Below are 25,607 nucleotides of genomic sequence, written 5' to 3'. Positions count from 1 at the left end.
GCGGCGGTGGGTGCGGCCCACCGGCGGGGTCCGCCGATTAGGCTGAGCGGCGTGGAGCCGGTTTACGGGACGATCATTCAGTGTGCACGCCTGGCGTGGCGGCTGCAGGGGCTGACCTTCACGGTCAGCGGGGTGGAGAACCTGCCGGAAACCGGCGGCGCGGTGGTGGCGATCAACCACACCAGCTACTTCGACTTCACCTTCGCCGGGCTGCCCACCTACCGGCAGGGCCTGGGCCGCAAGGTGCGGTTCATGGCCAAACAGGAGATCTTCGACCACAAGATCGGCGGGCCGCTGATGCGCGGCTGCAAACACATCCCGGTCGACCGCGGCAGCGGCGCCGCGTCGTTCCAGCTCGCGGTGGAGTACCTGCGCTCCGGTGAGCTGGTCGGGGTGTACCCGGAGGCCACGATCAGCCGCAGCTTCGAGATCAAGGAGCTCAAGTCGGGCGCGGCGCGGATGGCCATCGAGGCCGACGTGCCGATCATCCCGCACATCGTGTGGGGTGCCCAGCGCATCTGGACCAAGGGCCACCCCAAGAAGCTGTATCGGCCGAAGGTGCCGATCGTCGTCGCCGTCGGCGAACCCATTGCGCCGACCCTGCCCGCACCCGATCTCACCGCGCTGCTGCATTCGCGGCTGCAGCATCTGCTCGAACGTGTCCAGGACGACTACGGGCCCTACCCGCCGGGCGAATTCTGGGTGCCGCACCGGCTCGGGGGCGGTGCGCCGTCACTGGCTGAGGCCGCCCGGATGGACGACGAGGAGGCCGCCGCCAAGGCCGCCCGGCGCGCGCAGCGGGCGGCCGGCGACCCGGAGTAGCCCGTGGAGCCGGTCTTCCGCGTCCTCGAGGTCACCGCCGCCCAGGTGGTGCGGGCCACCGGTACCCACATCAGCTACCGCGGGGTGGACCATCTGCCCGCAGGCGGCGGGGCGGTGGTGGCGATCAACCACACCAGCTACGTCGACTTCCTGCCCGCCGCGCTGGCGGTGCACCGGGCGAAACGGCGTCTGCGGTTCATGATCAAAGCCGAGATGCGCCGGGTCCGGCTGGTCAACTTCCTCATCACCCACACCGGCACCATCCCGGTCGACCGGTCTGCCGGGGCCGGCGCGTACGCCGCCGCCGTGGAGCGCCTGCGCGCCGGCGAGCTGGTCGGGGTGTACCCGGAGGCCACCATCAGCCGCAGCTTCGAACTCAAGGAGTTCAAGACCGGGGTGGCGCGCATGGCGCTGGAGGCGGCGGTGCCGGTGATCCCGCTGATCGTGTGGGGGCGCAGCGGATCTGGACCAAGGATCATCCGAAGAATTTGGGCCGCACCAAGACGCCGATCAGCGTGGCCGTCGGCGAGCCGATACCGCCGGACGGGACGGTGCCCGAGTTGCTCGACGAGGTGCGCGAGCGGATGGCCGCGCTGCTAGACGAGGTGCAACGCGACTACCCGCAGCCGGCGGGAGCGTTCTGGGTGCCGCACCGATTGGGTGGGGCCGCCCCCACACCGGCGCAGGCTAAGGTTTTGGACGAGGCTGAGCTGGTCCACCGGGCGCGTCGGGTGAGGAGGTAGCCGAGCATGGCCGAACCGTTCTTCCGGTTGCTGGAGATCGTGGTGCCGCAGGTGGTGGCCGCGAACAAGACCACGATCAGCTATCGCGGTCTCGAGCACATCCCCGAACAGGGCGGCGCACTGATCGTGGTCAACCACACCAGCTACGTGGACTGGCTTCCCGCCTCGCTGGCGGCGCTGCAACGCAAACGCCGGCTGCGGTTCATGATCAAGGCGGAGATGCAGGACGTTCCCGCGGTCAACTACGTCATCAAACACGTCAAATTGATCCCGGTGGACCGTGAGCACGGCGCCGATGCCTACGCCGAGGCGGTGTACCGGCTGCGCACCGGTGAACTGGTCGGGCTGCACCCGGAGGCGACGATCAGCCGCAGCCTGGAGCTGCGGCCGTTCAAAACCGGGGCGGCGCGCATGGCGCTGGAGGCCGCGGTGCCGATCATCCCGATGATCGTGTGGGGGGCGCAGCGCATCTGGCCGAAGGACCACCCGAAACAGTTGTTCCTCAACAAGATTCCGATCATCGTGGAGGCGGGCCGCCCGCTGGTGCCCCGCGACGACAGCCCCGAGCAGATCATGACTGAACTGCGTGAGCAGATGAAAACCATGCTCTACCGCGTCCAACAGGAATACCCGCATCCCACCGGCGCGCACTGGGTGCCCAACCGGCTGGGCGGGGGAGCGCCGACACCGGAGGAATCGGCGGTGCTGCGCCGCGCCGAACTGGCCGAACGGGCCCGCAAAAAGGCTCGCAACCACGACGTGGCCCAGCGCCGCTCCGAACGATGACGCTGCCGGCGCTGATCGCCAGCGACGTGGACGGCACCCTGCTCGCCGACGACGACACGATCAGCCCCCGCACGCGGGCGGCGATCCACGCCGCGGTCGACGGTGGAGCCCACTTCATCCTGGCCACCGGGCGCCCGCCGCGCTGGGTGGCCCCGGTCGTCGACCAGCTCGGGTTCGCCCCGACCGCCGTCTGCGCCAACGGGGCGGTGATCTACGACCCGGCCACCGACCGGGTGCTTTCCGCCCACACCCTGTCGACGGAGACCCTCACCGAGCTCGCCGCGCTGGCCACCCGCGTGATCCCGGGGGCCGGGCTGGCGGTGGAGCGTCTCGGGGCCCGCGCGCACGACGCCGCCACCCCGCAGTTCGTCAGCGCACCGGGCTACGAACACGCCTGGCTCAACCCCGATCACACCGAGGTCTCGCTGGCCGATCTGCTCAGCGCCCCGGCGATCAAGCTGCTGATCCGCAAGACCGGGGCCCGCAGCGCGGACATGGCGGCGCGGCTGGCCGAGCATCCCCAGTTCGCCGGGGACATCACCTTCTCCACCGACAACGGGCTGATCGAGGTGGTGCCGCCGGGAATCAGCAAGGCCACCGGGATCGCCGAGGTGATCGGGCCGCTCGGGCTGCTGGCCGGCGATGTGCTGGCGTTCGGTGACATGCCCAACGACATCCCGATGTTGCGCCGGGCCGGCCACGGGGTGGCGATGGGCAACGCCCACCCGCAGGCCGTCGCCGCCGCCGACGAGGTGACCACCGCCAACAACGACGACGGGTTGGCCCGCGTGTTGGAGCGGTGGTGGCTGTGAGCGCCGGCGCCGGTGGGGGCGGGGAGCCGGGCGGTTAGACCGCGGGGCTCACCGGTGGGGAGAACCGCTCCAGTTGCACCGGCGGACCGGTGCCTTCCGGCGGGGGCAGCACCTGCGCGACCCCGTCGACCACCCGGGTGATCGCACCGGTCAGCCGGTCGAAGTTCAAGGTGCCGTGCTGGAAGTTCTGCCCGATCCACTGCGGTTCGGGGATCTCCCCGCTGGTCGGCAATCCCAGCACGCCGCGCTCATAGCCCAGCGCCGCCCACGCCTGATATATCGCCCCGAGCACCGGTTGCGGCCCGGTCTGCGGCGACCAGTACATCGCCCCGTGCTCAAAGGTGGCGTAGCGGGTGGTGTCGACCCCGGCGCTCTCCGGCGAGGTGGGTGCGCCCAGTGGGCCGCGCATCCCGCCCATCGCCTGCCACCGGGCCAGGATCGCGCCGCCGCGCAGTGACTCGACGAGGTCTTCGGGGCCCGGCGGGCGGGTGGAGCGGGCGGCCGCCTGCCGGATCCAGTCGAGCATCGCGTAGGCGGCGTGGCCGGGACAGTCGGTGGCGCCGACGTCGCGGTGGGTGAAGATCGTCGGCAGCGTGGTGGGGGTGTCGCGGACGAACCGGGTGTCGGCCCCGCCGGCCGAGCGCAGCGTCGTGGTCCCCAGCGGGTCGACCCCGTCGAGGCCGAGCCGCCATCCCAGCAGCCGGGCCACGGTACGGGCCTGGATGGTGGTGGGCGGCTCGTCGTCGAAGTTGCCGAGCATCGCCACCCCCCAGGTGTCGCGGTTGAACCCGCCGGTGTGCGACCCGCGCACCGGCCGGGTGATCCCGCCGGCGCGGCCCTCGAACACCTGCCCGTACTTGTCGACCAGGGCGTTGTAGGCGATGTCGCACCAGCCCAGCGTGCGGGTGTGATACGCCTGGATGGCCTGAAGGATCGGCGCGGAATCCTTTGGCGAGTAGTCGTTGCTGCCGGCGGTGTGGTGCACCACCGCGGCGCGCACCCCGTCGGAGTACTCGGTGGGGCAGCGTGCGGTCTCGTCGGCGCCCCACTGGGCCCGGCTGATGATGGTGGGCGGCTGCCCCGGCGGGGTGACCGCGTTCGGCGGGGTCCACTGCACGTCCCGCGGCGCCTGCGGCGGGGAGATCAACACCGCCGAGACCTGCGGGGCCACCGAGTGTTCCACGCTGGCCGGACGGTACCCCCGCTCATCGTCGTCAGCGCCGCGGCCGGAGTCCGCGACGGTGGTCGCCGCGTCGGCGGGGCGATCCACCGCGATCTGCACCGCGGTGGTCGCGCCGACGAAGACCGGTTCGGTGCCGTGGGTCTGCCGCGCGGTGTCGTCCCCGCCGAATTCGGAAGCCTCCACCTCATACCAGGGGCCCCAGCTGCCGTCGTCGTGGCGGGCCCGCACCCGTGCGGTGGTGCCGGTCAGGTCGGTGCCGGTGAGTGCGACCAGTGAGAACGGCGTGTCCTGGGAGAGTTCGCGCACGCTGTGCCCGGCGGTGAGCGCGGGCAGCGGCTGCTCGGCGAGCGCGGTGTCAGCGGCATCGGGGGCCGGCGCGGCGCCGCCGGTGGCGCCGATGCCGTCGGTGGCCCACGGCAGTATCGCGACGGTGACGGCGATGGCCGTGAACAGCAGCGTCGGTGCGGAACGGCGAGACGGCACGCGCCGATGTTACGTACGTTTCAATAGTTACTAATGTTGCGACACGGTATTACTGTGAAATAAGTGACTCAACCTGTAACGACACCGCAGAGCCCTGGGGTGCTGGATCGGCCCGGATCCAGTCCCGCCCTGCGGTGTCGTTGCGCAACAGGTCGATCGTGCCGGTTACGGCAGCGTGGTCCCCACCTCCGCGGCGGTGCCGGCGGCGTCGGCGGCGACCCCCGCGGCGTCGGTGGCGGCCTCGGCGGCCGGGGCCGCGACAGACGGTGCCGCCGCAGCCGGGTTGGCCCCCTGGGCGGCCTGCATGATCGACGGCATCACCACGCCCTTGAGCAGGTCCATGGCCTGGCCGGCGCCGAGCTGCTGGGCCGCGCTCATCACGTCGCTGACGATGCCGCCGCCGCCGCTGGTGGCGGGGGTGGCGGGCATGGCGCCCAGCGAGGGGTCACCGAGGATCGGATAGGTGCCCATCGACGGGTCCATCCCGATCGGTGTGCTGATCGGCATCTCGCTCGGGCCGATCGGGGAGAGCCCGTCGCTGGGTCCGAGCAGGGCGGGGTCCACGCCCGGCAGGGTGGCGGCCGGGTTGGTCAACGCCGGGTCCACCCCGGGCAGGGTGCCGCCCGGGTCGGGCAGCGCACCGGACGGATCGGTCAGCCCGGGGATGGCGGCCGACGGATCGGTCAGCCCCGGCATGGTGGCCGACGGGTCGGTCAGCCCCGGCATGGTGCCGGCCGGGCTGGTCAGGCTCGGGTCGGTCAGCGCGGGATTGGTCATCCCCGGGCTCAGCCCCGGCGAGGTCAGCCCCGGGCTCATCCCGGGCGAGGTCAGTCCCGGCGAGGTGAGTCCCGGCGAGGTCAACCCCGGGGAGGTGGCCGGCATGGCCCCGGCCGGGCTCAGGCCGGTCGGCACCGGCGGGAGGTTGATCCCGAACTGGGACAGGCCCTGGCTCAGCGCGGACATCAGTTCGTTGGGCAGGTCGGTGACCACCGCCGCTCGGACGAACTCGGGCTGCTCGGGCGCCGAGGAGGCGCTCGCGCTCAACTCGGACACGGTGAGAACGGCAAATGGACTCGCGACGGCCAAGGCGGCGACTGCGCTCATGGCGGTCGAGAGCTTGCGTCGACGTCGGTTCGGCACGGAAGTCTCCTCAATGTGGAACTACTGCATTCAGGTGGTGCAGCACGGCAGGGAGCCGCTGAACTCGATGGTACGAGTGTGACTGGTGAGATTGGTGTGACGAGATCGAATCGTGAGCGAATCGCGATCTGCGGTTGGCGCGGGCCCGTGACGCCGGCGATCGCCGCCGGTACGCGGCGTCCGACGCGGCGGCGGCGTCGTCGGATACCCTAGGCGCCGATGACCGCACGTTATGACCTTTTCGTCGTCGGATCCGGGTTCTTCGGCCTCACCGTCGCCGAGCGGGTGGCCACCCAGCTCGGCAAGCGGGTGTTGGTGATCGAGAAACGGCCCCACATCGGCGGCAACGCCTACTCGGAGGCCGAGCCGTCCACCGGCATCGAGATCCACAAGTACGGTGCCCACCTGTTCCACACCTCCAACAAGCGGGTGTGGGACTACGTGCGGCAGTTCACCGACTTCACCGGCTACCAGCACCGGGTGTTCGCCATGCACGACGGGCAGGCCTACCAGTTCCCGATGGGGCTGGGGCTGGTGAGCCAGTTCTTCGGCCGCTACTTCAGCCCCGAGCAGGCCCGCGCGCTGATCGCCGAGCAGGCCGCCGAGATCGACACCGCCGAGGCGCGCAACCTCGAGGAGAAGGCGATCTCACTGATCGGCCGCCCGCTGTATGAGGCGTTCGTCAAGGGCTACACCGCCAAGCAGTGGCAGACCGACCCGGCCGAGCTGCCCGCGGCGGTGATCAGTCGGCTGCCGGTGCGCTACACGTTCAACAACCGCTACTTCAACGACACCTACGAGGGGCTGCCGGTCGACGGCTACACCGCCTGGCTGGAGAACATGGCGGCCGACGAGCGCATCGAGGTGCGCCTCGACACCGACTGGTTCGACGTGCGCGACGAGCTGCGCGCCGCCAGCCCGGACGCCCCGGTGGTCTACACCGGGCCGCTGGACCGGTACTTCGACTACGCCGAGGGACGGCTGGGCTGGCGCACCCTGGATTTCGAACTGGAAGTGCTGGACGACTGCGGGGATTTTCAAGGCACGCCGGTGATGAACTACAACGACGCCGACGTGCCCTACACCCGCATCCACGAATTCCGCCACTTCCACCCCGAGCGGGACTATCCGACCGACAAAACGGTGATCATGCGGGAGTACTCTCGGTTCGCCGACGATGACGACGAGCCCTACTATCCGATCAACACCGACGCCGACCGCGCGGTGCTCGGCGCCTACCGGGCCCGCGCCAAAGCCGAGACCGCGGCCGCGCGCGTCCTCTTCGGTGGCCGCCTGGGCACCTACCAGTACCTGGACATGCACATGGCCATCGCCAGTGCCCTGAGCATGTACGACAACGTCTTGGCCCCACATCTGCGCGACGGTGTGCGGCTGGAGGAGAGCAGCAACCCATGAGCGATATCCCGTCCGGTCCGCTAGACGCCGCCGAGTCGCGGGCGGTGAGCCTGCTGTCGCGGGTCATCCTGCCGCGCCCCGGCGAGCCGTTGGACGTGCGCAAGCTGTACCTGGAGGAGGCCGCCACCAACGCCCGGCGCGCCCATGCGCCCACCCGCACCACCCTGGAGATCGGCGCGGAGTCGGGGGTGTCGTTCGCCAGCTACTTCAACGCGTTCCCGGCCAGCTACTGGCGGCGCTGGTCGACGCTGGAGTCGGTGGTGCTGCGGGTGGAGCTGGCCGGGTCGGCCCGCGTCGACGTCTACCGCACCAAGGCGACCGGCGCGCGCATCAGCGTCGGCGGCGCCCCGGTGGTCAGCGCCGCCGACGGCGAACCGGCCTGGACCGAGTTCGAGATCGACCTGTCGCCGTTCGAGGACGGCGGCTGGATCTGGTTCGACATCACCACCGACACCCCGGTCAGCCTGCTGCACGCCGGCTGGTACGCCCCCACCGCCGCACCCGGGCGGGCCGACATCACGGTGGGCATCCCCACCTTCAACCGCCCCGCCGACTGCGTCAACGCCCTCGCCGCGCTGACCTCCGATCCGCTGGTCGACGCCGTGGTCGGGGCGGTGATCGTCGCCGACCAGGGCACCAACAAGGCCGTCGACCACCCCGACTTCGCCGCGGCCGCCGCCGCGCTCGGCGATCGGCTGGCCGTGCACAACCAACCCAACCTGGGCGGCTCCGGCGGCTACAGCCGGGTGATGTACGAGGCGCTGAAGAACACCGACTGTGAACAGATCCTGTTCATGGACGACGACATCCGCATCGAACCGGACTCGATCCTGCGGGCGCTGGCGATGAACCGGTTCGCCAAGAAACCCACCCTGGTCGGTGGCCACATGCTCAACCTGCAGGAGCCGTCGCACCTGCACGTGATGGGCGAGGTGGTCGACCGGGAGAACTTCATGTGGACCAACGCCCCGCACGCCGAATACGACCACGACTTCGCCGAGTGCGCACTGGCCGACTCCACCGAACTGCACCGGCGCATCGACGTCGACTACAACGGCTGGTGGATGTGCATGATCCCGCGGGCCGTCGCCGAGGAGCTCGGCCAGCCGCTGCCGCTGTTCATCAAATGGGACGACGCCGACTACGGGCTGCGCGCCGCCGAACACGGCTACCCCACCGTCACCCTGCCCGGGGTGGCGATCTGGCACATGGCCTGGAGCGACAAGGACGACGCCATCGACTGGCAGGCCTACTTCCATCTGCGCAACCGGCTGGTGGTCGCCGCCCTGCACTGGGACGGCCGGGCCCGCGGACTGCTGGCCAGCTCGCTGAAGGCCACCGCCAAACATCTGCTCTGCCTGGAGTACTCGACGGTGGCGATCCAGAACCAGGCCATCGCGGACTTCCTGGCCGGCCCCGAGCGCATCTTCTCGGTGCTGGAATCCGCGCTGCCGACGGTGCACGCGCTGCGCAAGCAGTACCCGGACGCGGTGGTGCTGCCCGGCGCGACCGCGCTGCCCGCCCCGTCGGGGCGCACCAAGATCCACAAACCGCCGGTCTCGCTGCCCTCGATCGGGCTGCGGCTCACCCGCGGGGTGGCCCACCAGCTGCGCCGGGAGAACCCCGAGCACCACCGGCGCCCCCAGCTCAACGTCGCCACCCAAGACGCCCGCTGGTTTCTGCTGTGCAAGGTCGACGGGGTCACCGTCACCACCGCCGACGGCCGCGGGGTGGTCTACCGCCAGCGCGACCGGGCCAAGATGTTCACGCTGCTGCGGGCCTCGCTGCGCCAGCATGTGGCGTTGGCGCGCCGGTTCAACACGCTGCGCCGGGTCTACCGGCAGGCGCTGCCGATGCTGACCAGCACCCAGAACTGGGAGGCCGTGCTGCTCGCCGGCGAGCCCGACCGGGCGGGCGAGCCGCGGTGAACGAGCCCGCGGCGCCGCACGGCGAGGTGGCGGTCATGGTGGCGGTCCAGTCCGCCCTGGCCGCCCGGCCGGGCATGGTGACCGGCGCGCGGGCACTGTCGCACTTCGGCGAGCACGCCGCCGGCTGGCTGGGCCTGGCCGCCGCCGGGGCGAGCCTGAACCGGTCGCGTCGGCGGGACTGGCTGGTCGCCGCCGCCGGAACCCTGGCCGCCCACGCCGCAGCCGTCGTCGTCAAACGGGTGATCCGCCGGCAGCGCCCGCATCACCCCGCGGTCGCGGTCAACGTCGCCACCCCCAGCGCCCTGAGCTTCCCGTCGGCGCACGCCACCTCCACCACCGCCGCCGCGATCCTGCTGGGGCGGATCACCGGGTGGCCGCTGCCGGCGGTGCTGATCCCGCCGATGGCGCTATCGCGGATACTGCTGGGGGTGCACTACCCCAGTGACGTGGCAGCCGGGGTGCTCGTCGGTGCCGCCGTCGCCGCCGGGGCCCGCGCCCTCGACGGTGCCCTCGGTGGCGCACCCGACGCCCCGCAGAGCCGAACAGAAGGAACGAGCGCAGGCCCATGAGCAAGATCGACGAGGCACCGCCGGCCGCCGGCCCACCATCGAACCTGGTCACCGGCGTGATCAAGGCGGTCCGCCCCCGCCAATGGGTGAAGAACGTGCTGGTGGTGGCCGCGCCGCTGGCCGCCCTCGGCCGCGGTCTCGACGTCGACTACCGCGCGGTGGCCGGCCAGGTGCTGCTCGCGTTCGTGGTGTTCTGCCTGGCGGCCTCGGCGATCTACCTGATCAACGACGCCCGGGACGTGGAGGCCGACCGCGCCCACCCGACCAAACGGTTCCGGCCGATCGCCGCCGGGGTGGTGCCGCCCTGGCTGGCCTACGTCCTGGCCGGGGTGCTCGCCGCGGCATCGCTGGGGATCGCCCTGTGGGTCACCCCCAACCTGGCGCTGGTGATAGCGATCTACCTGGCCATGCAGCTGGCGTACTGCTTCGGGCTCAAACATCAAGCGGTGCTGGACATCTCGATCGTGTCCTCGGCGTATCTGCTGCGCGCGATCGCCGGTGGGGTGGCGGCCGACATCCCGCTGTCGCAGTGGTTCCTGCTGGTGATGGCGTTCGGCTCGCTGTTCATGGTGGCCGGCAAACGCTACGCCGAGTTGCAGCTCGCCGAGCGCACCGGGGCGAAGATCCGCAAATCGCTGGAGAGCTACACCAGCACCTACCTGCGGTTCGTGTGGACCCTGTCGGCGACGGCGATGGTGGTCTGCTACTCGCTGTTCGCGTTCGAACGCGACCACGGCTCCGGCTCCTGGTACGCGGTGTCGATCATCCCGATCACGATCGGCCTGCTGCGCTACGCGGTCGACGTCGACGGGGGATTGGCCGGCGAACCCGAGGACATTCTGCGTCACGACCGGGTGCTGCAGCTGCTCGCGCTCGCGTGGATCGCCACCGTGGGTGTCGCCGTTGCCTACGGTTAGCGCCGCACCGGCGGACCGGTCGGCGCCCCGCCGGGCGGGGTGGCCGGCCTACCCGTATGAGGCCATCACGCGCACCAGCCTGTGGCTGGGGATCGTGCTGGTCACCGTGGCGTTCGGCTGGGGTGCCTGGCAGCGCCGCTGGATCTCCGACGACGGGCTGATCGTGTTGCGCACCGTGCGCAACCTGCTGGCCGGCAACGGCCCGGTGTTCAACGCCGGGGAGCGCATCGAGGCCAACACCTCCACCGTCTGGACCTACCTGGTGTATCTGGGCAGCTGGATCGGCGGGCCGGTGCGACTGGAGTACGTGGTGCTGGCGCTGGCGCCGGTGCTGAGCCTGGCCGGGATGGCACTGGTGATGCTCGGCACCGCCCGGCTCTACGCCCCGAGCCTGGTCGGGCAGCGCGCGCTGCTGCTGCCCGCCGGCGCGCTGGTCTACATCGCGTTGCCGCCGGCGCGCGACTTCGCCACCTCCGGGCTGGAGTGCGGTCTGGTGCTGGCCTACCTGGGCCTGCTGTGGTGGATGATGGTCTGCTGGGCGCAGCGCCGCCCGGGGGAGCCCGGCGGGCGCGGGTTCCTCGCGGCGCTGGCGTTCGTCGCCGGGCTCAGCGTGCTGGTGCGCCCCGAGTTGGCGCTGCTGGGCGGGCTGGCGCTGATCATGCTGCTGATCGCCGCCTCCGGGTGGCGGACGCGGGCGCTGATCGTGGCCGCCGGCGGGGCGCTGCCGGTCGCCTACCAGATCTTCCGGATGGGCTACTACGGGCTGTTGGTGCCCGGCACCGCGCTGGCCAAGGACGCCGGCGGCGACAAATGGCATCAGGGCTGGATCTATCTGGCCAACTTCAACCGCCCCTACGCGCTGTGGATCCCCGCGCTGCTGCTGCTGGTGCTGGTGCCGGCCCTGTTGATCACCCGCGGCGGCCGGACGCGGACCCGGCGCACCGACCCCGGCGCCGGGCGGCTGGCGCGGCTGCTGCAAAGCCCGGCCGGTGTGGTGGCGTTCATGCTGATCAGCGGGGTGCTGCAGGCGGCCTACTGGACGCGCCAGGGTGGGGATTTCATGCACGCCCGGGTGCTGCTGGCCCCGGTGTTCTGTCTGCTGGCCCCGGTGGCGGTGGTGCCGCTGGTCATTCCCGACGGCGCCCGGGTCTCCCGGGAGACCGGCTACTGGCTGGCCGGGGCGGTCGGGCTGGTCTGGATGGGGCTGGCCGGCTGGTCGCTGTGGGCGGCGAACTCCACCGGCATGGGCACCAACGCCACCCGCATCGGCTACGCCGGCATCATCGACGAGCGGCAGTTCTACTCCCAGGCCACCGGGCACGCCCACCCACTGACCGCGGCGGACTACCTGGACTATCCGCGGATGCGGGCGGTGCTGGTGGCGCTGGCCAATACCCCCGACGGCGCGCTGCTGCTGCCCTCGGGCGACTACGACCGCTGGGACGTGGTCCCGGCGATCCCCCCGCCCCCGGATCTGCCGGCCGCCGAGCGGCCCGAGCCGGTGCACACCGTGTTCTTCACCAACCTGGGCATGGTCTCGATGAACACCGGCCTCGACGTGCGGGTGATCGACCAGATCGGGTTGGCCAATCCGCTGGCGGCCCACACCGCCCGCCTCGACCACGGGCGTATCGGCCACGACAAGGACCTCTTCCCGGACTGGGCGGTCGCCGAGGGCCCCTTCCTCAAACAGCACCCCTACCTGCCGCCCTACCTCGACGAGGACTGGGTGGCGCAGGCGCAGGCGGCGCTGCGCTGCCCGGACACCGAGGCGGCACTGGCCGCGATCCGCGCCCCGCTGGGGCCGCGCCGGTTCGCCTCCAACGTGCTGCACGCCTACGAGTTCACCCGCTACCGCATCGACCGGGTGCCGCTGTACGAACTGCACCGGTGCAAACTGGCGGTGCCGCCGCCGCGCACCGAGCCCTACACCGGGATGCCGGCGACCGGGCCGTGACCGGCGCGCCCACGCCGGTGCGCGGGTGAGAAATGCCACAGCCCCCGTCGGGGCCGTCCAGCAACGTAGCCCGCCGGTGCTGACCGGCGGGTTAGAGAATCTGAGCGCACTCTAAGAGTATTAAGAGCCGGTGGCGAATGTGCAGGTGACCGGCGGGCCCGGCCGCGCGCGATGCCAGAAAACGCCCCGCGATGTGGTTGACTACACGGGCGCTGCCGCGGCCGGGACTCGCGCGAGTCCCGCAGACCGGCGGCTTCGAGCTCGACTCCCCTCCCGTCTGGATGGTGGCGTCAGACGACGGCTCTCCCCATGGTGGTTTTCAGGAAGGAACAGGACAACAACGATGACGCTCGTTGACAAGATGCGCGGTGCCCTCGCGGCGATGCCGCGGCGGCTGACGGTGGCGGCCCTGGGGGCCGCGTTGCTGCCCGGGCTGGTCGGTGCGGTGGGTGGTTCGGCCACCGCGGACGCCTTCTCCCGCCCCGGGCTGCCGGTGGAGTACCTGCAGGTGCCGTCGGCGGCGATGGGCCGCGACATCAAGGTGCAGTTCCAAAGCGGCGGGGAGAACTCGCCGGCCATCTACATGCTCGACGGTCTGCGCGCCCAGGACGACTACAGCGGCTGGGACATCAACACCCCGGCGTTCGAGTGGTACTACGACTCCGGGATGTCGATGGTCATGCCGGTGGGCGGGCAGTCCAGCTTCTACTCCGACTGGTACAAGCCGGCCTGCAGCAAATCCGGGGTCTGCCAGACCTACAAGTGGGAGACGTTCCTCACCAGCGAGCTGCCCGGGTGGCTGTCGGCCAACCGCGCGGTCAAACCGACCGGCGGTGCGGCGGTCGGGCTGTCGATGGCCGGGTCGGCGGCGCTGACCTTGTCGATCTACCACCCGGAGCAGTTCATCTACGCCAGCTCCATGTCGGGCTTTTTGAACCTCTCCGAGGGCTGGTGGCCCAGCCTGGTCAACCTGGCGATGGGTGACGCCGGCGGCTACAAGGCCGAGGACATGTGGGGCCCGAAGGGCAGCGACGCCTGGCTGCGCAACGACCCGATGGTCAACATCCAAAAGATCGTCGACAACAACACCCGCATCTGGATCTACTGCGGCGACGGCAACCCCAGCGAGGTCGGCGGCGACAACATCCCCGCCGAGTTCCTCGAGAAGCTGACGATCCGAACCAACCGGACCTTCCAGGAGGAGTACGTCGCCCACGGGGGCAGCAACGGGGTGTTCAACTTCCCCGCCAACGGCACCCACGACTGGGGCTACTGGGGTCAGCAGCTGCAGGCGATGAAGCCCGACCTGCAGCGGGTGCTCGGCGCCACCTCCGGTGGGGCGGTGCCGGTCGAGGCCCCCGCCGAGGCCCCCGCCGACACCCCGGCCGCCGACAGCGACGAATAGGCCCACCCACCGCCGACGGCGGCGTCCCACCCGGGGCGCCGCCGTTGCGCGTATCGGCACCCCCGGCGGCGCCGGTGTGATTCACTACGGTGCGTCGGGGTCGCGCCGGGCTCACCCGCGGACCCCCGGACCGACGGCGTGCGGAGGGTGATTGCGATGAGGGCCGGGACGATTCTGCTGCGAACACTGCTACGAACGTTGAGCGCCGTCGCGGTGGCGCTGGGCCTGGGAGTGGTGGGCGTGGTGGCGGTGCCGGCCGCGCCCGCCCACGCCGACGGGGTGGAGCAGCTGATGGTGCCGTCGGCGGCGATGGGCCGCGACATCCCGGTCAGCTTCCAGGGCGGCGGGCCGCACGCGGTGTTCCTGCTCGACGCGTTCAACGCCGGCCCCGACGTGAGCAACTGGGTCACCGCCGGCAACGCGATGGGCACCCTGGCCGGCTCCGGGCTGTCGGTGGTCGCCCCCGCCGGCGGCGCCTACAGTCTCTACACCAACTGGGAGCAGGACGGCAGCAAGCAGTGGGAGACCTTCCTCGCCGACGAGCTGCCCAACTGGCTGGCCGCCAACAAGGGGCTCGCCCCCGGCGGGCACGCCATCGTCGGCGCCTCCCAGGGCGGCACCGGCGCGATGACGATGGCGGTGTTCCACCCCGACCGGTTCGGTTACGCCGGCTCGCTGTCGGGATTCCTCTACCCGTCGTCGACCTGGGAGAACGGCGCGATCACCGCCGGGCTGGCGCAATTCGGCGGTGTCGACGCCAACGGCATGTGGGGTGCGCCGCAGTTGGGCCGGTGGAAATGGCACGACCCGTACGTGCACGCCAACATGCTCGCCGCCAACAACACCCGGGTGTGGGTGTTCAGCCCCGGCACCACCACCGCCAGCGACCCGGCGGCGATGATCGGCGCTGCCGCCGAAGCCCAGGGCAGCGCCCGGCAGTTCTTCCAGCAGTACCGCAACGCCGGCGGCCACAACGGGCACTTCGACTTCCCGCCCAGCGGCGACCACGGCTGGTCGTCGTGGGCCCCGCAGCTCGGCGCGATGGTCGGTGACATCGTCGCCGCCATCGGCTGAGCCCCCCGGCGGCCGGCTCACCGAGGTGGGGCCCCGCCGGCGCGGTCGGTACCGTGGAAACGCAATCCGACCGACCCGGGCGAGCAGGAGATCCGCACACCGATGGCCACCACCTCGCGGCGTAAACGCCACCGCATCCTCGGCTTGATCGCCGCCGCCGCGATGGCCGTGGCCGTCGCCCTGGTCATCTGGGTGGTGATCATCGCCATCCGGATGCCGTCGAGTCCGCCGCCGTCCGCCGAGCAGCCCGGCGGGGTGCCGCCCACCTCCTCGACCCCGCGGGCCAAGAAGCCGCGCCCGGCATACCAGGACGCCAGCTGCCCCGACGTGCAGGTGCTGTCGATCCCGGGGACCTGGGAGTCCTCCCGCACCGACGACCCGCTGAACCCCGACCAGTTCCCGATCGCGTTGCTGCTGGGCGTCACCCGCCCGATCGCCCACGACTTCGATGCCGCCCGGGTGCAGACCTACACGGTGCCCTACACCGCCCAGTTCCATAACCCGCTCAGCAACGACAAGCAGATGTCCTACAACGACAGTCGCGACGAGGGCACCCGCGCCGCGGTCAAGGCGATGACCGAGATGAACGACAAGTGCCCGCTCACCAGCTACGTGGTGATCGGTTTCTCCCAGGGCGCGGTGATCGCCGGGGACCTGGCCAACATGATCGGCAACGGCAAGGGGCCGGTCGACGAGGACCTGGTGCTGGGTGTGACGTTGATCGCCGACGGGCGACGCCAGGACGGGGTGGGCCAGTTCATCGGGCCCAACCCGCCCGGGCAGGGCGCGGAGATCACGTTGAGTGAGGTGCCGATGCTGTCGGGGCTGGGGCTGACCATGACCGGGCCGCGCCCCGGCGGGTTCGGGGCGTTGAACAACCGCACCTACGAGATCTGCGGCGAAGGCGACTTGATCTGCGCCGCGCCGCGGGAGGCGTTCTCGATCGCCAACCTGCCGGCCACCCTCGACACCCTGGCCGGGGGTGCGGCCAACCCGGTGCACGCGCTCTACGCCACCACCCAGTTCTGGAGCATGGACGGCAAACCGGCCACCGAATGGACGCTGGACTGGGCGCGTCGGCTCATCGAGAACGCTCCCCACCCGCCACACGGGTGAACCGGCGCCCGGCGGCGCGTTGATTTTGCCCGTGCGGGCCCGGACCTTTAACATTAAGAAAGAATTAAGAGCGGGCGGTCCCCCGGTTGCCGGTCGGATCGACCGCGCAGCCGGGTCGCGTCGGTACGATCTGTGCGAACGCGGCGGCAACGCGGCTGCCCGCACGGCCGACCCCGCGCCGTAACGAGGTGTCGACAGGAGAGTGGTAATGGCCCAGGGATCCCAGTTGGGGTACCGCAACCCGTTCATCAAGGACGGCAAGATCAGGTTCCCCGAGCATGGCAGCCTGGTCCGCCACGTCGAGCGGTGGGCCTCGGTGCGCGGCGACAAGCTTGCCTACCGGTTTTTGGACTTCTCCACCGAGCGCGACGGCATCGCCCGCGACATCTCCTGGGCGGAGTTCGGTGCGCGCAACCGCGCGATCGGGGCCCGGTTGCAGCAGGTCACCCAGCCCGGCGACCGGGTGGCGATCCTGTGCTCGCAGAACATCGAGTACCTGATCGCGTTCTTCGGCACCCTGTACTCGGGGCGGATCGCGGTGCCGCTGTTCGACCCGGCCGAGCCCGGCCACGTCGGCCGGTTGCACGCGGTGCTCGACGACTGCGAACCGGCGGCGATCCTGACCACGTCGGACTCCGCCGAAGGGGTCCGCAAGTTCTTCCGCAGCCGGCCCGCCAAGGAGCGCCCGAGGGTCATCGCCGTCGACGCGGTCCCCGACGAGGTCGCCGGCACCTGGGAGCTGCCGTCCGCCGACGAGGACACCATCGCCTACCTGCAGTACACCTCCGGGTCGACCCGCACCCCCACCGGGGTGCAGATCACCCACCTGAACCTGCCCACCAACGTGGTGCAGGTGATGCACGCGCTGGAGGGCCGTGAAGGTGACCGCGGGGTCACCTGGCTGCCGTTCTTCCACGACATGGGCCTGATCACGGTGATGCTCTCCCCGGTGATCGGCCACCACGTCACGTTCATGACGCCGGCGGCGTTCGTGCGCCGGCCCGGCCGGTGGATCCGGGAGTTGGCGCGCAAACCCGACGACCAGGGCATGGCCTACTCGGTGGCGCCGAACTTCGCCTTCGAGCACGCCGCCCTGCGCGGGGTGCCCCGCGACGGTGACGAGCCGCTGGATCTGAGCAACGTCAAGGCGATCCTCAACGGCTCCGAGCCGGTCTCGGCCGCCTCGCTGCGCAAGTTCAACGACGCGTTCGGCCCGTACGGGTTCGCCGAGAAGGCGATCAAACCGTCCTACGGGCTGGCCGAGGCGACCCTGTTCGTCTCCACCACCCCGATGGAGGAGGCGCCGAAGATCATCCACGTCGACCGGGACGCGCTGAACAAGAACAGCTTCGTCGAGGTCGCCGCCGACGCCGAGACCGCGGTCGCGCAGGCCTCCGCCGGCCGGATCGGGGTCGACGAGTGGGCGGTCATCGTCGACGCCGAGACCGGTGCCGAGCTGCCCGACGGCCAGATCGGGGAGATCTGGCTGCACGGCAACAACATGGGCAGCGGCTACTGGAACAAGCCCGCCGAGACCGTCGAGACGTTCCAGAACCCGCTGACCTCCCGGATCGAGGACTCCCACGCCGACGGTGCCCCCGAGGACGCCCTGTGGGTCCGCACCGGCGACTACGGCACCTTCTACGAGAAGGACCTCTACATCACCGGCCGGGTCAAGGACCTGGTGATCATCGACGGGCGCAACCACTACCCGCAGGACCTGGAGTACTCCGCGCAGGAGGCCAGCCGGGCGGTGCGCACCGGGTTCGTCGCCGCGTTCTCGGTGCCGGCCAACCAGCTGCCGGCCGCGGTCTTCGACAACCCGCATTCGGGGTTGACCTACGACGCCGACGACGCCTCCGAGCAGCTGGTGATCGTCGCCGAGCGGGCGCCGGGCACCCACAAGCTCGATCCGCAGCCGATCGCCGACGACATCCGGGCGGCCATCGCGGTGCGCCACGGGGTGACCGTGCGTGACGTGCTGCTGGTCCAAGCCGGGTCGGTGCCGCGCACCTCCAGCGGCAAGATCGGCCGCCGGGCCTGTCGCGGCGCCTACGTCGACGGTAGCCTGCGCGGCGGTTACGCTTCCCCGAACGCCTTCCCCGACCAGGCGGAATGACGCCGCCGGTCGGTCATCATCCCCGCTCCTGGGGCAGCCACGAGGTGAGGCCTGAACATGACTGACGCCCAACCGGATTCACCGGCACCGGACCGCAACCTGACCGTCGCCGAGATGCGCACCTGGATGCGCAACTGGGTGGCCAACGCCACCGGGCAGTCCCCCGACACGATCAGCGAGACCACCCCGATGGTGGAGCTGGGGCTGTCGTCGCGCGACGCGGTGGCGATGGCCTCCGACATCGAGGACCTCACCGGGGTGACCCTGTCGGCGACGGTCGCGTTCCAGCACCCGACGATCGAGGCGCTCGCCACCCGGATCATCGAGGGGGAGCCGGAGCTGCCCGACGCCGACGACGGGGTGGACTGGTCACGGGAGGCCGACGTCGCCGACATCGCCGTGGTGGGCCTGTCCACCCGGTTCCCCGGCGACATGAGCGATCCCACCGAGACGTGGGCCGCCCTGCTGGAGGGCCGCGACGGCATCACCGATCTGCCGGAGGGCCGCTGGTCGGAGTTCCTCGACGAGCCGCGCATCGCCGAGCGGGTCGAGACCGCCCGCACCCGCGGCGGCTACCTCGCCGACATCAAGGGCTTCGACTCGGAGTTCTTCGCGCTGTCGAAGATGGAAGCCGACAACATCGACCCGCAGCAGCGGATGGCCCTCGAGTTGACCTGGGAGGCCCTCGAGCACGCCCGCATCCCGGCGTCCAGCCTGCGCGGCGAGAGCGTCGGGGTCTACATCGGCGCGTCGAACTACGACTACAGCTTCCTGGCGATGTCGGACCCGAGCATCGCCCACCCGTACGCGATCACCGGCAACGCCCACTCGATCATCGCCAACCGGGTCTCCTACTTCTACGACTTCCACGGCCCGTCGATGGCGATCGACACCGCCTGCTCCTCCTCGATGGTCGCCGTGCACGAGGGGGTGCGCGCGCTGCGTAACGGCGACGCCGACGTGGTGGTCGCCGGCGGGGTCAACGCGCTGATCACCCCGCTGATCACGGTCGGGTTCGACGAGGTCGGCGGGGTGCTGGCCGCCGACGGCCGGATCAAGTCGTTCTCCTCCGACGCCGACGGCTACGCCCGCTCCGAGGGCGGGGGCATGCTGGTGCTCAAACGCGTCGACGACGCGCGCCGCGACGGCGACCAGATCCTGGCGGTGATCGCCGGCTCGGCGGTCAACCACGACGGGCGCTCCAACGGGCTGTTGGCCCCCAACGCCGAGGCGCAGGCCAAGGTGCTGCGCCGGGCCTACAAGGACGCCGGCATCGACCCGCGCACCGTCGACTACATCGAGGCGCACGGCACCGGCACCATCCTCGGCGACCCGATCGAGGCCGACGGGCTGGGCCGGGTGGTCGGGCGCGGCCGCCCCGACGACCGTCCGGCGCTGCTGGGCGCGATCAAATCCAACATCGGGCACCTGGAGTCGGCGGCCGGCGCGGCCAGCCTGGCCAAGATCGTCCTGGCGCTGCACCACGACAAGATCCCGCCGTCGATCAACTACGCCGGGCCCAACCCCTACATCGACTTCGACGCGCTGCACCTGAAGGTCGCCGACACCGTCACCGACTGGCCGCGCTACGGCGGCTACGCGGTGGCCGGGGTGTCCGGGTTCGGCTTCGGCGGGGCCAACGCGCACCTGGTGGTGCGCGAGGTGCTGCCCCGCGACGTCATCGACCGCGACCCCGAACCGGCCCCGGCCCCGGTCGCCGGGACGGCAGAAACCGAGACCCCCGAGCACGTCGGCGGGGTCCGCTTCGACGAGTACGGCGAGTTCATCCACGAGCCGGCCCCCGCGGCCGACGGGGGTGCGGGCGCGCTCGCCGAGGACGAGGTCGAGCTGCCCGGGCTGACCGAGGAGGCGCTGCGGCTCAAGGAGGCCGCGCTGGCGCAGTTGGCCGCCCGGGAGGCCGACAACCCCACCAAACCGCTGATCCCGCTGGCGGTGTCGGCGTTTTTGACCTCGCGCAAGAAGGCCGCCGCCGCCGAGCTGGCCGACTGGATCGACAGCGCGGAGGGCCGCGCGTCGTCGCTGGAGTCGATCGGCCGCTCGCTGTCGCGACGCAGCCACGGCCGCTCGCGGGCGGTGGTGCTCGCCCGCGACCACGACGAGGCCATCGCCGGGCTGCGCGCGGTCGCCGAGGGCAAATCCAAACCGACGGTGTTCAGCGCCGACGGCCCGGTCACCAACGGGCCGGTGTGGGTGTTCGCCGGGTTCGGCGCCCAGCACCGCAAGATGGGCAAAGAGCTCTACCTGCGGGATCCGATCTTCGCCGAATGGATCGACACCGTCGATGCGCTCATCCAGGACGAGCGCGGGGTGTCGATCCTGGAGATGATCCTCGACGACGCGGTGGACTACACCGACGACACCGTCGACTACCCGATCGAGGCCGTGCAGCTGGTGATCTACGCGATCCAGATCGCGCTCGGGGAGCTGCTGCGCGCCCACGGGGCGTCGCCGGCGGCGGTGATCGGCCAGTCCCTCGGCGAGCCGTCGGCGGCCTACTTCGCCGGCGGGCTGTCGCTGGCCGACGCCACCCGGATCATCTGCCCGCGCGCCCGGCTGATGGGCGAGGGCGAGAAGATGCTGTTCGGCGAGTACATCCGGCTGATGGCGCTGGTGGAGTACTCCGCCGAGGAGATCCGGGAGGTCTTCGCCGACTTCCCCGACCTGGAGGTCTGCGTCTACGCCGCCCCCGGCCAGACCGTCATCGGCGGGCCCCCCGAACAGGTCGAGGCGATCATCGCCCGCGCCGAGGCCGAAGGCCGCTTCGCCCGCAAATTCCAGACCAAGGGCGCCAGCCACACCTCCCAGATGGACCCGCTGCTCGGCGAGTTCACCGCGGAGCTGGCCGGCATCGAACCGCAGCCCACCGCGATCGGCTACTACTCGACGGTGCACGAGGGCACCTTCGTGCGCGCCGGGCAGGCGTTCCACGACGTGGAGTACTGGAAGAAGGGGCTGCGCCACTCGGTGTACTTCACCCAGGGGGTGCGCAACGCCGTCGACAACGGCCACACCACGTTCCTGGAGCTGGCCCCCAACCCGGTGGCGCTGATGCAGGTGGGGCTGACCACCGCCGACGCCGGGCTGCCCGACGCGCAGCTGATCGCGACCCTCGCGCGCAAGAACGACGAGGTCGACTCGATGACCACCGCGATGGCCCAGCTCTACGTCTACGGCCACGACCTGGACATCCGCACCCTGTTCCCCCGGGCGCAGTCGCTGGCCGACTACGCCAACATCCCGCCGACGAAGTTCAAGCGCAAACAGCACTGGCTCGACGCGCACTTCACCGCCGACGCCTCGGGCATCATGCCCGGCTCGCACGTGGCGCTGCCCGACGGCCGGCACGTCTTCGAGTACGCGCCGCGCGCCGCCGAGGTCGGCGTCGAGGAGCTGTCCGCGCTGGTGAGCGCGGCGGCCACCGCGGTGCTGCCCGGGGCCCGCGTCCTCGCCGCCGAGCAGCGGGCGGTGCCCGGCGGGGGTGCGCGCCTGGTCACCACGCTGACCCGGCACCCCGGCGGCGCGGCGGTGCAGGTGCACGCCCGCATCGACGAGTCGTTCACCCTGGTCTACGACGCCCTGGTCGCCCGCGGAGACACCGACGCGGCGGCGGTGCTGCCGGCGGCGGTCGGGGTGGGCACCGCCACCGGCGGCGCACCCACGGTGGCCGCGGCCGAACCGGAGCCCGCCGAGGAGGCGGCGATCCTGTCCGACAACCTGACCGCCGGGGCCGGGCTGGCCGCCGGGTTCGCCAAGTGGTCGCCGGACTCCGGGGAGACCGTCGCCGACCGGCTCGGCGCGATCGTCGGCGGGGCGATGGGCTACGAGCCCGAGGACCTGCCGTGGGAGGTGCCGCTGATCGAGCTGGGCCTGGACTCGCTGATGGCGGTGCGGATCAAAAACCGCGTCGAGTACGACTTCGACATGCCGCCGATCCAGCTGACCGCGGTGCGCGATGCCAACCTCTACAACGTCGAGGAGATGATCCGCTACGCCGTGGAGCACCGCGACGAGGTGCAGGCGCTCCATGAGCATCAGAAGACCATGACGCCGGAGGAGATCGCCGCCGAGCAGGCCGCGATGATCGCCGCCGCCAAGGCCGCCGAGGACGGCAGCGCCGAGGCCGCCGAACCCGCCGCCGAGCCCGCCGAGCCCGCCGAGCCCGCCGAGGCGGTGCCGCCGCCGCCGACTGACCCCTCCGGCCCGGCGGGCCCGTCCGGTCAGGCGGTGCCGCCGCCCCCGACCGACCCGTCCGGCCCGGCCGGACCCGCGGCGACCGCCCCCGCCGGAGCGGCCGCCGAATCGCCGGTGAGCACGGCGACCGCTGCCGCCGCGGCGGCGAAGGTGCTCACCTCCGAGGCGGTGACCGAGGCGCTCGGCGCCGACGTGCCGCCGCGTGACGCCGCCGAACGGGTCACGTTCGCGACATGGGCGATCGTCACCGGCAAATCCCCGGGCGGGATCTTCAACGACCTGCCCGCCCTCGACGACGCGGCCGCCGAGAAGATGGCGACGCGGCTCTCCGAGCGCGCCGAGGGCGTGATCTCGGTCGACGACGTGAAGTCCGCGGCCACCATCGAGGCGCTGGCGACCGTCGTGCGCGACCAACTCGAGGACGGGGTGGTCGACGGATTCGTCCGCACCCTGCGAGCACCCAAAGAGGGCTCGAAGAGTGTGCCGCTGTTCGTGTTCCACCCGGCCGGCGGCTCAACCGTGGTCTACGAGCCGCTGATGAAGCGCCTGCCCGCCGACACCCCGATCTACGGCTTCGAGCGGGTGGAGGGCTCCATCGAGGAACGCGCCGCGGAGTACGTGCCGAAACTGCTCGAGATGCACGACGGTCCGTTCATGCTGGCCGGCTGGTCCCTCGGCGGGGCGCTGGCCTACGCCTGTGCGATCGGGCTGAAGCAGTCCGGTGCCGACGTGCGCTACGTCGGCCTGATCGACCTGGTGTTGCCCGGCGAGCCGATCGACCAGTCCAAGGAGGGGATGCGCGCCCGCTGGGACCGCTACGCGAAGTTCGCCGAGCGCACCTTCAACGTCGAGATCCCCGAGATCCCGTACGAGGAACTGGAGAAGCTCGACGACGAAGGCCAGGTCCGTTTCGTCCTCGACGTGATCGCCCAGAGCGGGGTGCAGATCCCCGGCGGCATCATCGAGCACCAGCGCACGTCGTACCTGGACAACCGGGCGCTGGACACCATCGAGATCCGGCCCTACGACGGGCCCGTCACGCTGTACATGGCCGACCGCTACCACGACGACGCCATCGTGTTCGAGCCCGCCTACGCCACCCGCAAACCCGACGGCGGCTGGGGCGAGTACATCGACGACCTGGAGATCGTCCACATCGGCGGTGAGCACATCCAGGCCATCGACGAGCCCTACATCGCTAAGGTGGGTGCGCACATGAGCGAGGCCATCAACCGCATCGACGCCGAGAATGAGGGCAAATGAGCACACCCGCGCAGCCGGAGCGTAAAACCACCGCCGAGCTCTTAGCCGAGCTGCACGAGAAGCTGGCGGAGGCCGCCGAGCCGGGCGGGGAGAAGGCCGTCGCCAAACGGGCGAAGAAGGGGATCCCCAGCGCGCGGGAGCGGATCCACGCGCTGCTGGACCCGGGCAGCTTCCTCGAGATCGGCGCCCTGGCCAAGACCCCCGGTGACCCGAACGCCCTCTACGGCGACGGGGTGGTCACCGGGCACGGGCGCATCAACGGCCGGCCGGTCGGGGTGTTCTCCCACGATCAGACGGTGTTCCAGGGCTCGGTCGGGGAGATGTTCGGCCGCAAGGTGGCCAAGCTGATGGAGTGGGTGGCCATGGTCGGCTGCCCGATCATCGGCATCAACGACTCCGCCGGGGCGCGCATCCAGGACGCGGTGACGTCGCTGGCCTGGTACGCCGAACTGGGCCGGCGCCACGAGATGCTGCGCGGGCTGGTGCCGGAGATCTCCATCATCTTGGGCAAATGCGCCGGGGGCGCGGTGTATTCGCCGATCCAGACCGACCTTCTGGTCGCGGTCCGCGATCAGGGCTACATGTTCATCACCGGCCCCGACGTGATCAAGGACGTCACCGGCGAGGACGTCACCTTCGATGAGCTCGGCGGCGCCGACGTGCAGGCGCAGCGCGGCAACATCCACAAGGTGGTCGCCGACGAGGCGGAGGCGTTCCAGTACGTGCGCGACTACCTGTCGTTCCTGCCCGCCAACCACTTCGACGACCCGCCGATCGTCAACCCCGGCCTGGAGCCGGAGATCACCCCGCACGATTTGGAGCTCGACTCGATCGTGCCGGATTCGGACAACACCGCCTACGACATGCACGAGATCCTGCTGCGCATCTTCGACGACGGCGACGTCTTCGAGATCTCCGAACAGCGCGGCCCGGCGATGATCACCGCGTTCGCCCGGGTCGACGGACGCCCGGTCGGGGTGATCGCCAACCAGCCGATGTTCATGTCCGGTGCGGTCGACACCGACGCCTCGGACAAGGCGGCCAGCTTCATCCGGTTCTGCGACTCCTACAACCTGCCGCTGGTGTTCGTGGTCGACACCCCCGGCGCGATGCCCGGCGTGTCCGAGGAGCAGAACGGGATCATCAAACGCGGCGGCCGGTTCTTCAACGCGATCGTGGAGGCCGACGTCCCCAAGGTGACGATCATCATCCGGAAGGCCTACGGCGGCGGGTACGCGGTGATGGGCTCCAAGCAGCTCTCCGCCGACCTGAACTTCGCGTGGCCGACCGCGCGCATCGCGGTGATCGGCGCCGACGGTGCCGCCCAGCTGTTGGTGAAGCGGTTCCCCGACCCGACCGCGCCCGAGGTGCAGAAGATCAAGGCGGACTTCATCGCCGGCTACAACGAGAACATGGCGATCCCGTGGACCGCCGCCGAGCGCGGCTACATCGACGGGGTGATCCAGCCGCACGAGACCCGGCTGCTGCTGCGCAAATCGCTGCGGCTGTTGCGCGACAAGCAGAACGGGCCGAAGGTGCAGCGCAAACACGGTCTGTTGCCGATGTAGCGACCCGCGCCGCGGGGGCGGCGGGGTTGACAGTGTGGGCTACGGTGGACCCAGTCCGGCGCATTCGAGGCCGGGCCACACAACCACACATCGC

16 protein-coding genes and 1 pseudogene are annotated in these 25,607 nt (G+C 71.0%); 15 read left to right on the top strand and 2 right to left on the bottom strand.

From position 1 onward, the window contains the following. Positions 1 to 51: 51 nt before the first annotated feature. From B8W67_RS10535 to B8W67_RS10520, 4 genes and pseudogenes are all read left to right on the top strand, one after another. Entirely contained in the window at positions 52 to 822 is a 771-nt protein-coding gene (locus B8W67_RS10535; RefSeq protein ID WP_069393052.1) for a lysophospholipid acyltransferase family protein, read from the top strand. 3 nt (positions 823 to 825) lie between these two features. Beyond that, positions 826 to 1,565: pseudogene (locus B8W67_RS10530) on the top strand (lysophospholipid acyltransferase family protein). Positions 1,566 to 1,571: 6 nt separating this feature from the next. Beyond that, the gene (locus B8W67_RS10525; RefSeq protein ID WP_069393051.1) at positions 1,572 to 2,351 is read left to right on the top strand and encodes a lysophospholipid acyltransferase family protein; all 780 of its coding nucleotides are present in this window, start codon (positions 1,572 to 1,574) and stop codon (positions 2,349 to 2,351) included. Beyond that, a complete protein-coding gene (locus B8W67_RS10520; protein ID WP_085303907.1) occupies positions 2,348 to 3,163 on the top strand; it encodes a Cof-type HAD-IIB family hydrolase in 816 nt (271 codons plus the stop codon). The genes B8W67_RS10525 and B8W67_RS10520 overlap by 4 nt, the downstream gene beginning before the upstream one ends. Positions 3,164 to 3,197: 34 nt before the next feature. On the opposite strand, the gene B8W67_RS10515 is transcribed toward B8W67_RS10520, so the two are convergent. Together B8W67_RS10515 and B8W67_RS10510 are read right to left on the bottom strand one after the other, a co-directional pair. Then, positions 3,198 to 4,829, bottom strand: a complete 1,632-nt coding sequence (locus tag B8W67_RS10515; protein ID WP_085303905.1) for an N-acetylmuramoyl-L-alanine amidase — start codon at positions 4,827 to 4,829, stop codon at positions 3,198 to 3,200. Between the two features lie 165 nt (positions 4,830 to 4,994). Then, the gene (locus B8W67_RS10510) at positions 4,995 to 5,969 is read right to left on the bottom strand and encodes a hypothetical protein (RefSeq protein ID WP_085303904.1); all 975 of its coding nucleotides are present in this window, start codon (positions 5,967 to 5,969) and stop codon (positions 4,995 to 4,997) included. 219 nt (positions 5,970 to 6,188) lie between these two features. Here B8W67_RS10510 and glf point away from each other — a divergent pair, with 219 nt between their 5' ends. The 11 genes from glf (at position 6,189) to B8W67_RS10455 (ending at position 25,513) form a co-directional block, all read left to right on the top strand. After that, the gene (gene glf, locus B8W67_RS10505; RefSeq protein WP_069393046.1) at positions 6,189 to 7,385 is read left to right on the top strand and encodes a UDP-galactopyranose mutase; all 1,197 of its coding nucleotides are present in this window, start codon (positions 6,189 to 6,191) and stop codon (positions 7,383 to 7,385) included. Next, a complete protein-coding gene (locus tag B8W67_RS10500; RefSeq protein WP_069393045.1) occupies positions 7,382 to 9,313 on the top strand; it encodes a glycosyltransferase in 1,932 nt (643 codons plus the stop codon). The genes glf and B8W67_RS10500 overlap by 4 nt, the downstream gene beginning before the upstream one ends. Before the next feature lie 35 nt (positions 9,314 to 9,348). Then, on the top strand, positions 9,349 to 9,882 hold the full coding sequence (locus B8W67_RS10495; RefSeq protein WP_069393087.1) for a phosphatase PAP2 family protein: 534 nt from the start codon (positions 9,349 to 9,351) through the stop codon (positions 9,880 to 9,882). Further along, a complete protein-coding gene (locus B8W67_RS10490) occupies positions 9,879 to 10,799 on the top strand; it encodes a decaprenyl-phosphate phosphoribosyltransferase (RefSeq protein WP_069393044.1) in 921 nt (306 codons plus the stop codon). Before B8W67_RS10495 ends, B8W67_RS10490 begins: the two co-directional genes overlap by 4 nt. After that, on the top strand, positions 10,786 to 12,756 hold the full coding sequence (aftB, locus tag B8W67_RS10485; protein WP_084228962.1) for a terminal beta-(1->2)-arabinofuranosyltransferase: 1,971 nt from the start codon (positions 10,786 to 10,788) through the stop codon (positions 12,754 to 12,756). The genes B8W67_RS10490 and aftB overlap by 14 nt, the downstream gene beginning before the upstream one ends. 343 nt (positions 12,757 to 13,099) lie before the next feature. Further along, complete coding sequence (locus B8W67_RS10480) at positions 13,100 to 14,161, top strand: esterase family protein (protein WP_069393043.1); 1,062 nt, start codon at positions 13,100 to 13,102, stop codon at positions 14,159 to 14,161. 156 nt (positions 14,162 to 14,317) lie between these two features. Continuing rightward, on the top strand, positions 14,318 to 15,235 hold the full coding sequence (locus B8W67_RS10475; protein ID WP_069393042.1) for an esterase family protein: 918 nt from the start codon (positions 14,318 to 14,320) through the stop codon (positions 15,233 to 15,235). A 102-nt stretch (positions 15,236 to 15,337) separates the two neighbouring features. Then, positions 15,338 to 16,351: a carboxylesterase Culp6 gene (gene culp6 / locus B8W67_RS10470; protein ID WP_085303903.1), complete on the top strand. Its 1,014-nt coding sequence runs from the start codon at positions 15,338 to 15,340 to the stop codon at positions 16,349 to 16,351. 226 nt (positions 16,352 to 16,577) lie between these two features. After that, positions 16,578 to 18,470 (top strand): long-chain-fatty-acid--AMP ligase FadD32, encoded by a 1,893-nt coding sequence (gene fadD32, locus B8W67_RS10465; RefSeq protein ID WP_085303918.1) that lies wholly within the window; start codon positions 16,578 to 16,580, stop codon positions 18,468 to 18,470. Positions 18,471 to 18,527: 57 nt separating this feature from the next. Next, positions 18,528 to 23,945 (top strand): polyketide synthase Pks13, encoded by a 5,418-nt coding sequence (gene pks13, locus B8W67_RS10460; RefSeq protein ID WP_085303902.1) that lies wholly within the window; start codon positions 18,528 to 18,530, stop codon positions 23,943 to 23,945. Further along, positions 23,942 to 25,513: an acyl-CoA carboxylase subunit beta gene (locus tag B8W67_RS10455; RefSeq protein ID WP_069393039.1), complete on the top strand. Its 1,572-nt coding sequence runs from the start codon at positions 23,942 to 23,944 to the stop codon at positions 25,511 to 25,513. Before pks13 ends, B8W67_RS10455 begins: the two co-directional genes overlap by 4 nt. The last annotated feature ends 94 nt before the right edge of the window (positions 25,514 to 25,607 follow it).

The sequence above is a fragment of the Mycolicibacillus koreensis genome (assembly GCF_002104795.1).
Lineage (GTDB): Bacteria > Actinomycetota > Actinomycetes > Mycobacteriales > Mycobacteriaceae > Mycobacterium > Mycobacterium koreense.
Note: the sequence above shows the minus strand (reverse complement) of the source record. Positions and strands in the feature narration are given on the sequence as shown.